Raw genomic sequence first — 14,219 nt, 5'->3', positions numbered from 1 at the left:
GTGGCTCCGACACTCGGGGGTTCGATTCCCCTCGATCGCCCCATAATTTTTATTGGGCTATAGCCAAGCGGTAAGGCAACGGACTTTGACTCCGTCACGCGCTGGTTCGAATCCAGCTAGCCCAGCCATTTTAAGCAGAATTAGTTCAAAGATAGAACTCTACTTTGCCCAGGCAGCGAGTTCGAATTTGAAACTTGTCTTCTGATACATAATTTAATACAGCATAACCAAGTGGTCAAGCCAAGGTCGTAAAAAGCCATTGAAAAACAACTTTACTTCGCCCAGATACTAGATACGTAGTAATCACCGCTAGAATGTTTCTACTCAAACGGAAACAAATACCCCGATAGGCATCCTGCGCCAAATAATCTAAATAGCTCCCACTAGACAGCTCAATTCCATCACCTTCATACCAGCCTATATTATTTTCAGTCGCTTCCTCCTCAACTAAAGCAGGGATATCCATTTATCTGAATAAATGTTATCAGAGATTTTATGCATAGGTTCAGGTTTGATCTGTTTCCCCTCCGATGGCAAAGTAATACTCAATTTGTTTAATCAAATCATTCTGATCCCAATCTACTTAATTCTCCTCATACAATACCAGGATTTTCATGAATATATTTAGCAGCTTCATTGACTATTATGTATACCTTATCAAGGTTTTCATCTAAGTTTACAGCTTAGTGTATTTAAGCTAACTTCTTTATCGAATTTCGGCAGCTTATTTCTTTTTTTCAGAAGGATTGGTTCTATAAAGCAAAAACAAACTATAATAAAACAAGATCACATAGAAAATCGTGTAATATTTAGAAAGATAAATTTCGTTTATATATTTCAAGGAAGCCAATATTAAGCTCTTTCGAGGATATGTGATCTGTTTCATTAAGGTATTCAGGCAGGTTTTGAAGGTTAGATTAATGTTCAATTGGAATTTTAAAAAGGTTTAAGCATCTGAAATGTTTAAACCTCTGATATTATTGGGACAGTTAAAATAGCTAAAATGACAGCACATGTACTAGTCGTTGTTTATTCTTTTTCATTTAAATATTAGTCGCCCTGATGTAAAGTGTTAGAAGTCTGCATCTGTTTAAGCCCCCTGTCGATTGAGATAAAAGAGGACCAGTATTACTGATTTAAAAGTATTTCATTTTCAATAGACGCAGTGAGTTGAGTACAACAATCAATGTGGCACCCATATCAGCGAAGATCGCCATCCATCCGGGAATGATCAAAAGTAAAGCTAGCAATTTTAACCCGTGATATTTTGCTTAATTTCATTGAGTGTTTTGCGGCTCAGAACGATCGTGTATGGCAGTTTCTCGAGGTCATCAGCCATTAAGGCAGTATCGGCTGTTTCTAAAGCTGTACGGGTACCAGCACCTCTCATCAAGATCCCAACTGTGTCACTTGTAAGAGATTGATGTCATCGCCGACCATCGCTACTTTTCCGTATTGTTCCCTGAGCGATTTAATAGCTTACCGCATTAATTCGGCTTTTACTTGACTTAATCCTAATTGGGTGCCGATCGATTGTCCCGTCGCTTGGTTATCACCCGTTAACATGACGATTTTTTCAATCCATAGTTTTTGCAAGTTTTGAATAATGGACAAGTTGTTTTCCCGCACCTGATCTAATACGGATAAGTCTTCTTTAATTTCTTGTTTTGTAATATAGTTGCTTACGAAGATAGAGAGAGTTTGTTCTTTCTCATCTATCTTGTTTATTTTCATAGATGCTTCTTCCGTCAACCACTTTACCTGCTTTTAGCATACTCCCAAAAAATTTCTTTCTGTTTTGTTAACTGACTTTCCCTTGCGATGAAAAAGCTGTAAACTAAGCATGTCTTCCAAGTAACGAATATGGTGACTGATCGCAGGCTAAGAACAATACAACCCTTTTGCAGTTTCCATGAAAGAGTTACATTCAGATAAAACGATAAATTTCTCCATTTTATCTAAAAATTTCATGTTGAACACCTTGATAAATGGATACCTTTTTAATTAAAAATAATAATCATTATCATATTAATACTCATAAAAGTCGGTGTCCAACCATCGATTACTTAACAGTTTTACTTGCTCGGAAAGTAGATTTGTACATTCAGAAAAAAGAAAAAATGCAACAATATTCGTCAAAGGACATTCCCTTGAACACACCGAACTTTACACATAAGCGAAAAAACCTGCTCGAAAACTTGAAAAAAACGATCATACACCTTTGAAGAGCGTTGTATTAGGTTTCTTTATCAGACACAGTCATTGAAACTTATCTTGAAAGGATGATTGAAAACATGAATCAAACGATGAATCAAACGGAAGATCAACGTACTGAAAACCTTGATGATTTACGCTTAACCGTCAAAGAAGCCGCGAAACATATTCAGGAAAGTCCTGGTGTTGTTCGGAATTGGATGAGAGAATTAAAATCTCATATTCCCACCATACAAGGCGAAAATGGCTATCACTACTTTGATCAACCGGCATTAGAAAAGTTAATATTGATCCGCCAGCTAAACCGAGATCAGAATTATTCGATTAAACAAATTGATTATTACTTTTCCAATGGTGAGACACGGATCCAGCCTGAATCAGTCCATGTAGTCTCTAATGACATTCGTGAGGATTTAAAAACAATTGTAGATCGTCTGGAACTGCAACAGCAATTCAATCAGGCGTTGGTCACGAAACTAGACGAACAGCAGCAATACATCAAAGATTCTCTCATTAAACGGGACCAAATGCTGCTTGAATCACTTAAAGCATCACAAGAAGCCCGAAAAGCTGAAGTGAATAATAGAAAAAAGGGGTTTTTTGGGCGAATATTTCAGGTGAGTGAATAAGCTGAAGTGGTGATGTTGTTCTGGTAAAGGAGCCTGCTTTTGAAAAAGATTGATCAAAAGCAGGCTCCTTCATTTAAGTGTAGCTTTGGACTAATGATTGATCAAAACATGCTCTTAATGTATTCAATTGAATTATTCTTTTATAAAAAGTTCTATCATTTCTATAATCCTTATTCTATTAAAGCGCCCGATAGTTAAAGAATGAAATTAAAGCTTTTCCCTAGGTGATCCGTTCTCAAATTCAAATTTAGCTGTCTGTGCAAAATTTAGACCCTTAGCGAGCCACGAAAACCCCTGGCGGCATAGTAGGATTCTGCTCCATTGTGATACACGAAGACGTGCCCGAAGCGACAATCGCAAAAAAGGGCACCGCCGAGTTCTCTAATATCAGAGGGTGTTTGCACCCAACTCGACGTTTTCATATCGAAATTTTCAAGTTTCTGCAACGCTCGATATTGTTCTTCCGTTAATAGTTCAATGCCCATGGCAGTTGCCATATCAATCGCGTTATTTTCTGGTTTATGTTTTTTTCTTGACTCCAGCCCTTCACGGTCGTAACAAACACTTCTGCGACCTTTAGGACTTTCCGCTGAACAATCATAAAAAATGTATTCGCCCTTCTTTTTATCATGACCAACAACATCCGGTTCACCGCCGGTTATTTCCATTTCATTGAGCGACCACAGTTTTTCAGTATTAGCATCCAGCTTTGCTTGGACTTTAGCCCATTCAAGACCTTTATGGCGGTGCATGTTTTTCTCAAAACGGGCTTTCAATGCTCTGAGTAATTCTTCATGTTGTTCTAGTGACAACTCCTTTTTATTGCTGGTGTTATTTCTCTTTGTCATGTTAGTTTCCCCCTTATTGTTTTTACTCATAATGGTTTAAGTATATATAACTATTTGTTTTATAATAAATCGTTTAAATAGCTGTGTGAATTCAGTTTACAATAAATTATATGATTAAGAAAATCCATACCTCCACAATCTGGCCCTTTAGCGGAAGTAGTAACACCGCAGGTGTGAAAATTCAATTAGAATACNNAAGGGGCTTACTATATTTCTCGTTTGAAGTTGAATACACGCATTTATATCCAGAACCCTGAGCCAGAGTACTTCAAAAACGGTACGCTCAAAAAGCAAACCGAATACATTCAACTCGATATGGCACACATGATGAGCAGGTTAGCATACGGTGAGACGATGGAGATTTCGGAGGCGTACATCGGCCAAAATCAGAAGCTCAGGGTACGTGTCATCATCCATCGGTTAACAGACACTCAAATGCAAACACGTCTGAAAAACCAAGCAATCCGTGAGAAGAAAAAAGGCACGATTATGAAAGACAAAAGCAAGCGTTTGATGGGGATGAATGTGTATATGACGAATACATCGCTAGAAGAAGTGTCAACTGACTATGTGCATCCTTTGTATTCATTACGTTGGCAGATTGAGATTTTGTTTAAAACATGGAAGTCGTTCTTTGAAATCGACGAATGTAAAAACATCAAAAAAGAACGCCTTGAATGTCATCTATATGGGCAGCTCATTGGCATTCTTCTCTGTTCTTCCACCATGTTTCACATGCGGCAACTCCTGCTCAAAAAGAAGAAGCAAGAGCTAAGCGAATATAGAGCGATTTACATGATTAAAGACTACTTTCCATTACTGTTTCAAGCAATGGTAAGTGGGATAAGTGAACTTATCACCATACTGAATCGCCTCTATCAACTGCTTAAGAAAAATGGACGTAAGTCCCATCGGTATAAGAAGATGACGGTCTTTGACATTCTCGGTGTCGTATATGAAACGACGGTGCATCAAAGACGAGCAGCCTAGCGAAAAAAGTGCCTTTTTACAAGGCTTCTTTGTCATGTCTATTTTTCTAGCGCTTGCCAAATTCGATGCAAGAATCATTACGTCGCTAGCCGTTTACATTGTTAGCTTGATGGGCATGTGGTAGGACCCCTAATATGTGTTTTGAATATCAAGATACGAAGCACAAAAAGCCTTCAGATTTCAGAAAAACCTAAGGTCTTTTTACGCAATAGAATATACTTAGTAGAAAGCTTAAAAATACTTCAGACTCTTGATTATGAGCTATGTATAGTTCTCTGATGAATGGAAAGCCTACTGTTATCATAGTGTCAAATGGAGGATTTATTGTGACCCATAATGATCGATCAAAAGGAAAATTACCACAGGTCCCTAAGCCCTATTGGAGAGACTTTATTGATTTGCCAGAATTTCCTCGTTTAGATAAAGATATTCATGTGGACGTTGTTATTGTAGGAGGCGGTATTACTGGAATCACATCTGCTTATCTTTTAGCAAATGAAGGCTTGAAGGTCGCTATTTTAGAAGCAGGGAAATTATTGAACGGTACAACGGGGCACACAACTGCAAAAATTACGGCCCAGCATGACATAATATACGATGAATTCATTCAAACTATGGGGAAAAGCAAAGCCAGATTGTATTATGAAGCCAATATGGAAGCATTAAGCTTTATCAAAAAAACCGTGGATCAGCATCAAATTAATTGTGATTTAAGCATACAAGACGCTTACATATATGCAACCACTGAGCAGTACGCAAGCAAGCTTGAAATAGAAAAGAAGGCCTATGAAAGGCTTGGTATTGATGGCGAGCTAGTTGATCACATACCCTTTGATATAGATATAAAAAATGCACTTGTCATGAAAAACCAGGCACAGTTTCATCCGATTAAATATTTGACCCATCTCATTCAAATCATTAAGGAAAAAGGCGGGCTCATCTTTGAACATACGACGGCAGTGAATATTGAAACTGGCGAGCAGCCAACCGTTCTTACCAGTAAAGGCTCACGTGTCACCGGCAGCCATGTTCTTTCCTGTTCGCATTTTCCATTTTATGAGGGACTAGGTTTTTACTCTACAAGAATGTACGCAGATCGTTCCTATATCCTTGCCGTGAAAACAAAGAAGTCTTTTCCAGGAGGGATGTACATTAGTGCCGATCAGCCAACGCGTTCCCTTCGTTCTGCAATGGTTAACGGAGAAGAAATGGTACTTATTGGCGGTGAAGGTCATAAGACCGGTCAGGGAAAAGACACGATGGAACATTACAAAGCTTTAGAGACCTTTAGTGAACAAGTTTTTGGGATCGATGATATCGTCTACCGTTGGTCTGCCCAAGACTTGATTACAATTGACAAAATCCCCTATATTGGGGAGATAACTGCTGGCCAACCAAATATCTTGATTGCTACTGGTTACAGAAAATGGGGAATGACAAACGGAACGGTCGCTGCTCTATTATTTCGGGATATGATTTTAGACAAAAAAAATGCCTATCAAAATTTGTATACGCCGTCGCGATTCTATGCGCATCCAAGTTTGAAAAATTTCTTAGTAGAGAACGCTAATGTTGCCGCCCATTTAATTAAAGGAAAACTTGAATTGCCTGCTAAAAATGCAAATGACTTATCTAACGGCGAGGGTGCAGTTATTACTATCGAAGGGCACAGAAAAGGGGCCTATAAAGATGATGAAGGGAAACTACATATTGTAGATACAACCTGCACTCACATAGGATGTGAAGTTGAATGGAACAATGGCGATCGAACTTGGGATTGCCCATGCCACGGCTCTAGGTTCTCATATACCGGAGAAGTCATTGAAGGTCCAGCAGAAAAACCGTTACAGCGACATGATCATACGATGCTGGACAATCTTACATCGGAGGACTCTGGCTATTAACGATTGATCTTACTGCAGCAGAATCTCTCTGCTGCAGTTTTTGATGCGATCATCAGACGCGTTGTGAAAGTATTGAGCCCCATCTTTAGTCTTTTATCGGATAGTACGTTAAATAAATATGATAACGCCAAAAGCCAAGTGTTCTTTTGTCTTCATTATGTATACACCTAGCCTATTATAGTTCGGCAATTACACATACAAAATAAAAAAGGTCACTGCACTGAGCAGTGAACCGATGTTTATTTTAAAATTAAGAAGAGAAAATGAACTCGACTGCGAGGTTTAAGAAAAATACCGTATGGACCGCCGCAAAAATAAGTCCTTGTTTATTTAAACGCTTCATCAATACTTGATCCATATTAATCACCTCATAAGTAGTTTGTAAAGTTATCATACTACAAATTCACAGAAAGTTCAAAATGTTTTTACGAATTTGTCACAAAAAATTAAAAAAGAAGTGAAAAATGTTTCTTTTAGCCTATTCAGAGGGCTTTTCCATATATAAAATCATTTATTAAAAGAATTTTTGAAATTTAAAAAAGTCTTACTATCTTTCCAAAAATCTTTATTTTTTTCTACATATCTCTCTTGTCATTCCATTATAAAAAAATGAATCTATTCATTCTTTTATTTTATAACCTTACTTAACGATGAGATAAGACAAAGAAATATGAGAAATTAATATAATAATTGATTTTGATAATTGTTACCGGTGTTGATATAACGAATTTATCTTAAAAAGACTATGATTCTATGGATAAGATAGAATAAAACAACTTAAAATCCGATTTAAGGGAGAAAAATTCTCTCTTTTCGTGCTGCCTTAAAATTTTTTCCTTCAATCGAAAAAAAACTATGAATCACATTCCAACTGAAATGTAATCCATAGTTCCTTAAGTTAATGACATTGATTACCAAAGCGGTTTTGCTTCGGATTCTACTCTTTTACTGTCAATTATATCTATGGGCTTTATTCTTTTAATTTCTCCTCCTGCGAAAGAGCACTACCCGCTGTAAATTCTTCTAAAGCATGCATGGCAAACCTCGCGTTGGGATAAGTGATCGAGCCGCCACCAATCACACCAATTTTGAGGGTTTCCATGATTTCATCGATGGTTGCCCCGGCATTTAAGCAGCCTTCCATGTGATAGCAAATGCATTCATCGCAGCGGCTGACTATTGATATGGCTAATCCCATAATGGTGTACTTACCCTAACTGGCGTTTAAATTCTTTACAGGCGAAGAAGTAAGCGATGACCATGATGCCGACGCACCAGGCAAGCGCGATCCAGATACCGTTTCCAACAGACCCTTCATACAAGAGGGCACGAATCGCATTCACGATTGAAGTCACGGGCTGGTTCTCAGCGAACGCACGGACAATTTTAGGCATGGTTTCGGTGGGGACAAAGGCCGAACTGATAAAAGGCAGGAAAATCAGCGGGTACGAGTAGGCTGTCGCCCCTTCCATAGACCCCGCTGTCAATCCGGGAATGACCGCCAGCCATGTCAGCGCCAGCGTAAACAGCCCGAGTATCCCAGCTACCGCGAGCCAATCCAGGATATCAGCGCTGGAACGGAAGCCCATCAAGAGCGCGACGAGGATAACCACCACGACAGTAAGCGCATTGGAAACAAGCGAGGTCAACACGTGAGCCCACAATACCGACGAGCGCTTGATGGGCATGGTAATGAAACGCGCCATCAGCCCGCTCTTTACATCCGTAAACAGCCGCACGGAAGTGTAAGCGACGCCGGATGCGATAGCCATCAGCAAGATTCCCGGCAATAAATAATTGACGTAGTTGTCCGTGCCTGTCTCTATGGCGCCGCCAAATACGTAGACAAACAGCAGCAGCATCATAATCGGCGTAATCGCCACCGTGATAATCGTATCCGGGCTGCGCATGATGTTGCGCATTAAACGCCCTAGTAATACCCCTGTTTTGCTTTTCATTTACATCTCCTCCTTTTTGCCGATGATCACGAGGAAAATTTCCTCCAATGTCGGCTGCTTCTCGATGTACTCCACTTTCGCTGGTGGGAACATCTCCTTGAGTTCGGTAAGGGTACCGGTCGTGATGATTTTTCCGCCATGCAGGATGGCGATACGGTCCGCCAGTTGTTCGGCTTCCTCCAGGTACTGGGTCGTCAGCAAGATGGTCGTGCCGCCGCCGGCAAGCTCCTTGACGGTATCCCAGACTTCAATCCGCGCTTCGGGGTCAAGCCCTGTCGTCGGTTCGTCGAGAAAAATGACTGCTGGCGTCCCGATCAGGCTCATGGCGATGTCAAGCCGGCGCTTCATCCCGCCGGAATATTTGTCCGCCCGGCGGTTGGCCGCATCGGTCAGGCTGAATCTTGCAAGCAGATTGTCGGCGACTTGAGCAGGATTGGAAACTCCCCGTAACTTGGCGATCATCATCAGGTTTTCCCGCCCGGTAAGCATGCCGTCTAAAGCTGCGAACTGCCCTGTCAGGCTGATACTCTGGCGAACATGATCCGGTTGACGCTGGACGTCAAAGCCGCAAATACCTACTTCGCCGCCATCGGCCTTCATCAGCGTCGAGAGGATGTTGACCGTCGTCGTCTTGCCCGCTCCATTTGAGCCCAGCAGTGCGAAAATTTCGCCACGCCGCACCTCAAAATCCACCCCCTTTAAGACTTCCTTGTCTTTAAAGGATTTTTTTAACCCTTTTACAGAAATCGCTGCATTGCTCATACTTTTTTCCTCCTTATAAAAAGCGGCCTTGCGGAGCTAGATTGCCTATACTCTTCTATTTAGTCTGACTGATAATCTGTATAACTTACTACCGGGTTGAAAATATAACTGAATAGCGAAGGTGGCAATTCACATTTGTAACCAGCTATTCAGTCGGTATTATTTATTGAATTTATTTTTTCCCAATCGCTTCATGATACTCTGATTCAAATCTTCACGATACTTGGCGACATAGGTTTTAGCGTTTGCCACTAGTTCGTCGGCAAAGGACGCCACGTCGTCCCCAGTGATTTCCAGCACTTGTCTGCCTTCCGCCGCACCGGCTTCAAACAACTCTATTAATTCATACTGCATGTGCAGCATATCCATCCCGTTGCCCGCTGAGAAATTCCACATGTAGTTTTGAATTTTCTTAAATACAAACTGGTAGTCCTCTGGCAGGGCTTCAACCCGTGCCATCATCATCTTGTACTCTTTTTTATCACCAATCATTTTTTTGAACATTTCCATCATGTTATTTTTCCTCCTTTTTTATAAAGCTGAACAAGACACTCCAAAAATATCGTACGGAATATTTTATGAAGCTAGATTGACTTCAAGACGTTGATTTTTGATGATACAAAATCCCATTTTTTCCAAAACAATTCAAGTTCCTGGCGGCCAGCCTCATTAAGTGAGTAAAACTTGCGGGGCGGCCCCATATCTGACGGTTTCTTTTCTATGTTCACCAGTTTTTTCTTTTCTAATCGCACGAGGATGGTGTAGACCGTCCCTTCCACGACTTCAGTAAACCCAAGCTCGTTCAGGCGACGGGTAATCTCGTAGCCATAGGTTTCATGGCGGCTGATGATTTCCAGCACGCAGCCTTCCAGTGAACCCTTCAGCATTTCAGTTAAATTTTCCATGTTCAGAGCCTCCTCTATTTCGTCTGACTTATATTCAGTATAACTTAGTACTAAGGGAAATTTTTACTGAATAGCTTTTGGGAAATCATGCTATTAAGTATTGCTTATTACATGTACAATGTAACACCGAGTAGCAGAGGTGTCAACTATTTTTCTTAAAAATATTTTTTCAACCTCACTATTCAGTGGTGTCGGTATCCGGTGTGACATACTACAGGTATATTGTAACGCGTAGTAGGTGGACTGTCAACTGGATTTTCTAAATATTTTTAAAACCAGCTATCCCCATTGGCTACAGCCGATTTTCTTTATGGAGCTTTTACTTCCTCCTCGAATGTTTCTTTGTCTTTAAATGCTTCCCTTATTCAAAATCCCTATAAAAAGACATAAAACCGTTTACATTAATTACCTTATCATGGTAAATATGAAAAAAGTTGATGGTACCCCGTAAGTGGAGAATTTGTACAATTGATTCAGAAATCACATGAACTTGGTTCAACGAGTGAAGGGAATGTATCGTTTACCAATGTGAGAAAAGAGGACAGCTATTTCAGCGCTAGTAGCTTCTGATATCATAAACGGATATAAGAACGGATCATTTGTTTTTTACAAAAAGGGGGCGTCCCAAAAGTCAGTTTTCGCTGACTTTTGGGACACCCCCTTTTTCTTCATTTGGAGGGCTTATGAGGCAGCTCCTTAAAAGAATAACATCAAAATATAGTAAAACATCGCTGCAACTGTCGCAGAAATAGGAAGTGTAATCACCCATGTGATAAGCATACGCTGTGCTGTATCCCATTTCACGCCTTTTACCCGGTGTGAAGTACCGACACCGAGAATAGAAGAAGAGATCACATGAGTCGTACTAACCGGCAAATGAATTAGTGTAGCCGTGAAAATAATCAAAGCAGATGATAAATCAGCTGCCACACCGTTAACCGGACGAATTTTCATAATTTTACCGCCAACTGTTTTAATAATTTTCCAGCCGCCGATCGATGTTCCGAGCCCCATAGCTAGCGCACAGGAAACTTGTACCCACAACTGGATATCAGTGGTTTGTTGATAATTGTTCGCGATCAGCGCCAAGGTTATGATACCCATTGCTTTTTGTGCATCATTTGTACCGTGTGTATAGGACTGTAGGGCAGCCGTAAAAATTTGAAATGAACGAAAATTCCGATTCGTTTTCGATAGATTATTGTTTTTAAAAATGATTTTGAACAGGCTATACATAATAAATCCAACTGCAAATGCAAGTAGAGGAGAAAGAATCAATGCCTGTAAAATTTTGAAGAAACCACTGTAATTGAGTGCTTGAAATCCCGCAGATGCAATCGCAGCACCGGCAATTGACCCGATCAGTGCATGCGATGAACTACTTGGAATGCCATAATACCATGTTAGCAAGTTCCAAAAAATTGCGGCAAGTAAAGCAGCTAAAATGACGATCGATCCATTTTCAAGCATAAAGGGATCGACAATATCTTTAGTGATGGTTTTCGCAACTCCTGTAAATGTCAATGCGCCGACGAAGTTCATGACCGCAGCAAGAATAATGGCACGGCGTGGCGTGAGTGCTTTCGTTGAAACGGCTGTTGCAATCGAATTTGCTGTGTCATGAAATCCATTGATGAAATCGAAAGCAAGAGCGAAAAAAACAATAAGAATAGTGATTATAAGTAAAGTATCCATTGTCTAATACTCCTTACGCATTTTTCATGATAATGGTTTCCAGCGTATTTGCAACGTCTTGGCATGAGTCTGCAATTTCTTCAAGATTCTCATAAATTTCTTTAATTTTAATTAACCGGATCGGATCTTTTTCAATAGTGAAAATATGTTTAATGGACTGGCGTAAGACCCCATCACAAATGGTTTCATAATCTTTAATTTTAATTGCATGTGTACGAATATTTTGTAATTTTTTTGTGGACAACAATTCAATTGCTTTTACAATTTCATCCGTGCATGATCGAATCGCATCCACAAACTTTAGCATATATTCATCTGCTTGCATCACAGAATACATTTCGAAAATAGCTGCTGTTTCTTCTAACCCATCCAATACATCATCCATACTCATCGCCAGCGCTAAAATATCTTCCCGCTCAATCGGTGTAATAAATGAATTATTTAATTCTTTAATGGTTTGATGAATATACTCATCACCTTGAGTTTCAAATCTTTTCATTTCTTCTGAAAATATTTTTAAATCACTGGCATTTTTCAATTTATAGTCTGCGAAATAATAAGCTCCTTCTTTTAAATTTAAAGAAATGGATTCAAGCAGAATAGAAAATTTATCTTTTTTATTTTTAAACATCTAAAAGGCCCCCTGTTTTTTATATGAATAACCAGTCTATTTTACCCGAAAAATGTCGAAAAAAACAGGTTTTTTATAATAGTTGGGTTTGAGGCTATCTTGATAACTTAATCAGTGGGGAAAAATCAAAAAATGTCAAACTTTCTACTCTTTTGTGCATTTTGATGATCGGGATATGCATCAAAAACATAAAAAGCTAATCAGCTTTATGGATGAATCATACTTATTTTGAAAAATTTATCATGAATTAAGAGTTGGTTATTTTACTAATGAACTGTCCCCAATAAGGACTTGTTTTAGTCATTTTTTATTAAATCCGACTAGATCTATGTAAATAATTTTTAATCGAGAGTCCACCTATAACACCCATTTCTTTATTACCTAAAACTGGTGCTCTGGTACTTTCACAATTTTAAAACAGGTCGATATTTTATGAAAAGAAGTGAATTAGTGAGAAAAAGGGCCATGTTTCTCGCTTACATGGCCAATGTTCTCGCTTACATTCACTTTGATTAAACGCTACTTATATAAGACAATATAATCATCCCAATTGGATAAATAATCCGTTCTGGAAAAGAACTTACAAAAACATGCAAGCTTGGAATTGTCATTGAACAAACGAAATTAAAATGAAAATAAAATTTCAATTATAGTGAAAAATTTCAAAAAGAAAGGAATGGTTAAATGTATTCGGTAGAAGAAATTACAAATGAATTATTAAACGGAGAATTTGGTTATAAAGAGGTTCATTTTATTGAGAAAGAGTTTTTACCGGGAGAAGGAGATCAATACATCGGATTTATCTACGATGTAAAAGGAACTTTCAATGGTAATAATTATGAAGTCAGTGTGTTTTCTCATGATGGCTCGACGTTCGAAATAAGAAAAGATAGTGATCAGGGATTTGATGATTTAGAAGGAAAATTCACATTATAATAGTTGGGTTGTCTCTAGTCAGTTTTCACTGAATAGAGACAACCCTTTTGAATTTAACTAATCAAAAGAAGTTGATTACTTTCTGATTACAAGAAGAACAAATCCGTTTTTTAAAATTTATTTAACAATAAATACTTGGCACGTGACTTTTTGCACTACATGATGGCTAACACTGCCTAAGAACATCTCTTTTAATCCACTTAGTCCCCGGCTGCCCATTACGATAAGATCAGCACCAGATTGTTGTACAAAATCTACAATCACTGGAGCAGGGTTTCCTTCTATAATAAATGTTTTTGTCTCGTTTGGAACCGCTTTCAATTCTTGTTCTACTTCAATCATCATTTCCTTCGCCGCTTCGAGATTAGCTTCATGCGTTGCATCAGCTGCACCGTAATAAACGGGCGCTACAGGTCTGTCCACAACTGTGATCACATTTAATACAATTTTTTCATCTTGTTTTGCTAGATTTATAGCTCTTGCCAATGCTTTTTTACCTAATTCAGATCCATCGTAAGCAACAACAATCTTCGACATAATTGTTAGCATCCCCTTTTAATGAATTATGTACTCATGCTCATTCTAAACGTACGAATGGATTTAAGTCAATATTTTGACTATAAAAAAGCAGGGTACCTTGAGCGGTCCCTGTCTCTTCTAATTCAACTGCAATAGTTCTTTAACATTCATTTATACTATACACTTTTTCAAGTTATAAAGTTTAATAGTTTAAAGATGGTAGCAAAT

The 14,219-nt window shown here is 38.9% G+C and carries 15 protein-coding genes, 1 tRNA gene and 1 pseudogene; 5 read left to right on the top strand and 12 right to left on the bottom strand.

The annotated features are described in order from the left end of the window. Positions 1 to 53 precede the first annotated feature (53 nt). Positions 54 to 128, top strand: a tRNA-Gln gene (locus AWH49_RS04850). Between the two features lie 1,124 nt (positions 129 to 1,252). Here AWH49_RS04850 and AWH49_RS21185 read toward each other — a convergent pair. The 3 genes from AWH49_RS21185 to AWH49_RS21175 form a co-directional block, all read right to left on the bottom strand. After that, positions 1,253 to 1,390, bottom strand: coding sequence for a hypothetical protein (locus AWH49_RS21185; RefSeq protein WP_425305694.1), 138 nt, complete (start codon positions 1,388 to 1,390; stop codon positions 1,253 to 1,255). Positions 1,391 to 1,479: 89 nt separating this feature from the next. After that, positions 1,480 to 1,752, bottom strand: coding sequence for a hypothetical protein (locus AWH49_RS21180; protein ID WP_063964842.1), 273 nt, complete (start codon positions 1,750 to 1,752; stop codon positions 1,480 to 1,482). Positions 1,753 to 1,767: 15 nt separating this feature from the next. Beyond that, on the bottom strand, positions 1,768 to 1,875 hold the full coding sequence (locus AWH49_RS21175) for a hypothetical protein (RefSeq protein WP_425305695.1): 108 nt from the start codon (positions 1,873 to 1,875) through the stop codon (positions 1,768 to 1,770). A gap of 419 nt (positions 1,876 to 2,294) precedes the next feature. Here AWH49_RS21175 and AWH49_RS04840 point away from each other — a divergent pair, with 419 nt between their 5' ends. After that, complete coding sequence (locus AWH49_RS04840) at positions 2,295 to 2,843, top strand: MerR family transcriptional regulator (RefSeq protein ID WP_157723665.1); 549 nt, start codon at positions 2,295 to 2,297, stop codon at positions 2,841 to 2,843. Between the two features lie 266 nt (positions 2,844 to 3,109). On the opposite strand, the gene AWH49_RS04835 is transcribed toward AWH49_RS04840, so the two are convergent. Further along, entirely contained in the window at positions 3,110 to 3,691 is a 582-nt protein-coding gene (locus tag AWH49_RS04835) for a DUF4256 domain-containing protein (RefSeq protein WP_063964841.1), read from the bottom strand. Positions 3,692 to 3,892: 201 nt separating this feature from the next. Between AWH49_RS04835 and AWH49_RS04830 the strand changes: the two are divergent. Both AWH49_RS04830 and AWH49_RS04825 read left to right on the top strand, forming a co-directional pair. Further along, positions 3,893 to 4,681, top strand: a pseudogene (locus AWH49_RS04830) (IS4 family transposase); the annotation flags it as partial. Positions 4,682 to 5,007: 326 nt separating this feature from the next. After that, the gene (locus AWH49_RS04825; RefSeq protein ID WP_063964840.1) at positions 5,008 to 6,585 is read left to right on the top strand and encodes an FAD-dependent oxidoreductase; all 1,578 of its coding nucleotides are present in this window, start codon (positions 5,008 to 5,010) and stop codon (positions 6,583 to 6,585) included. Between the two features lie 970 nt (positions 6,586 to 7,555). On the opposite strand, the gene AWH49_RS04820 is transcribed toward AWH49_RS04825, so the two are convergent. From AWH49_RS04820 to AWH49_RS04790, 7 genes are all read right to left on the bottom strand, one after another. After that, positions 7,556 to 7,783 (bottom strand): carboxymuconolactone decarboxylase family protein, encoded by a 228-nt coding sequence (locus AWH49_RS04820; RefSeq protein WP_082862677.1) that lies wholly within the window; start codon positions 7,781 to 7,783, stop codon positions 7,556 to 7,558. A 10-nt stretch (positions 7,784 to 7,793) separates the two neighbouring features. Then, a complete protein-coding gene (locus tag AWH49_RS04815) occupies positions 7,794 to 8,543 on the bottom strand; it encodes an ABC transporter permease (protein WP_063964839.1) in 750 nt (249 codons plus the stop codon). Next, positions 8,544 to 9,305 (bottom strand): ABC transporter ATP-binding protein, encoded by a 762-nt coding sequence (locus tag AWH49_RS04810; protein ID WP_063964838.1) that lies wholly within the window; start codon positions 9,303 to 9,305, stop codon positions 8,544 to 8,546. A gap of 159 nt (positions 9,306 to 9,464) precedes the next feature. Beyond that, positions 9,465 to 9,818 (bottom strand): DUF1048 domain-containing protein, encoded by a 354-nt coding sequence (locus AWH49_RS04805; RefSeq protein ID WP_063964837.1) that lies wholly within the window; start codon positions 9,816 to 9,818, stop codon positions 9,465 to 9,467. Positions 9,819 to 9,889: 71 nt separating this feature from the next. Continuing rightward, positions 9,890 to 10,210: a PadR family transcriptional regulator gene (locus tag AWH49_RS04800; RefSeq protein WP_016131412.1), complete on the bottom strand. Its 321-nt coding sequence runs from the start codon at positions 10,208 to 10,210 to the stop codon at positions 9,890 to 9,892. A 696-nt stretch (positions 10,211 to 10,906) separates the two neighbouring features. Continuing rightward, on the bottom strand, positions 10,907 to 11,905 hold the full coding sequence (locus AWH49_RS04795; protein ID WP_063964836.1) for an inorganic phosphate transporter: 999 nt from the start codon (positions 11,903 to 11,905) through the stop codon (positions 10,907 to 10,909). Positions 11,906 to 11,918: 13 nt separating this feature from the next. Next, positions 11,919 to 12,536 (bottom strand): DUF47 domain-containing protein, encoded by a 618-nt coding sequence (locus AWH49_RS04790; RefSeq protein ID WP_018395754.1) that lies wholly within the window; start codon positions 12,534 to 12,536, stop codon positions 11,919 to 11,921. 684 nt (positions 12,537 to 13,220) lie between these two features. On the opposite strand from AWH49_RS04790, the gene AWH49_RS04785 reads away from it, so the two are divergent. Further along, positions 13,221 to 13,472 carry a hypothetical protein gene (locus AWH49_RS04785; RefSeq protein WP_063964835.1) on the top strand — a complete coding sequence of 84 codons (252 nt, stop codon included), beginning with the start codon at positions 13,221 to 13,223 and terminating at the stop codon, positions 13,470 to 13,472. Positions 13,473 to 13,589: 117 nt separating this feature from the next. On the opposite strand, the gene AWH49_RS04780 is transcribed toward AWH49_RS04785, so the two are convergent. Then, positions 13,590 to 14,009 (bottom strand): universal stress protein, encoded by a 420-nt coding sequence (locus AWH49_RS04780; protein WP_244886774.1) that lies wholly within the window; start codon positions 14,007 to 14,009, stop codon positions 13,590 to 13,592. Positions 14,010 to 14,219 lie beyond the last annotated feature (210 nt).

Origin of the sequence: Domibacillus aminovorans, from assembly GCF_001643235.1 — a bacterium.
GTDB classification, from domain to species: Bacteria; Bacillota; Bacilli; order Bacillales; family Domibacillaceae; genus Domibacillus; species Domibacillus aminovorans.
Note: the sequence above shows the minus strand (reverse complement) of the source record. Positions and strands in the feature narration are given on the sequence as shown.

Bases quoted from the DNA above. Each gene is read 5' to 3' on its own strand.
- AWH49_RS04820 (WP_082862677.1), bottom strand. From the start codon at position 7,783: ATGGGATTAGCCATATCAATAGTCAGCCGCTGCGATGAATGCATTTGC.
- AWH49_RS04840 (WP_157723665.1), top strand. From the start codon at position 2,295: ATGAATCAAACGATGAATCAAACGGAAGATCAACGTACTGAAAACCTT.
- AWH49_RS04815 (WP_063964839.1), bottom strand. From the start codon at position 8,543: ATGAAAAGCAAAACAGGGGTATTACTAGGGCGTTTAATGCGCAACATC.
- AWH49_RS04780 (WP_244886774.1), bottom strand. From the start codon at position 14,009: ATGTCGAAGATTGTTGTTGCTTACGATGGATCTGAATTAGGTAAAAAA.
- AWH49_RS04835 (WP_063964841.1), bottom strand. From the start codon at position 3,691: ATGACAAAGAGAAATAACACCAGCAATAAAAAGGAGTTGTCACTAGAA.
- AWH49_RS04795 (WP_063964836.1), bottom strand. From the start codon at position 11,905: ATGGATACTTTACTTATAATCACTATTCTTATTGTTTTTTTCGCTCTT.
- AWH49_RS04810 (WP_063964838.1), bottom strand. From the start codon at position 9,305: ATGAGCAATGCAGCGATTTCTGTAAAAGGGTTAAAAAAATCCTTTAAA.
- AWH49_RS04785 (WP_063964835.1), top strand. From the start codon at position 13,221: ATGTATTCGGTAGAAGAAATTACAAATGAATTATTAAACGGAGAATTT.
- AWH49_RS04805 (WP_063964837.1), bottom strand. From the start codon at position 9,818: ATGATGGAAATGTTCAAAAAAATGATTGGTGATAAAAAAGAGTACAAG.
- AWH49_RS04790 (WP_018395754.1), bottom strand. From the start codon at position 12,536: ATGTTTAAAAATAAAAAAGATAAATTTTCTATTCTGCTTGAATCCATT.
- AWH49_RS21185 (WP_425305694.1), bottom strand. From the start codon at position 1,390: ATGAGAGGTGCTGGTACCCGTACAGCTTTAGAAACAGCCGATACTGCC.
- AWH49_RS04800 (WP_016131412.1), bottom strand. From the start codon at position 10,210: ATGGAAAATTTAACTGAAATGCTGAAGGGTTCACTGGAAGGCTGCGTG.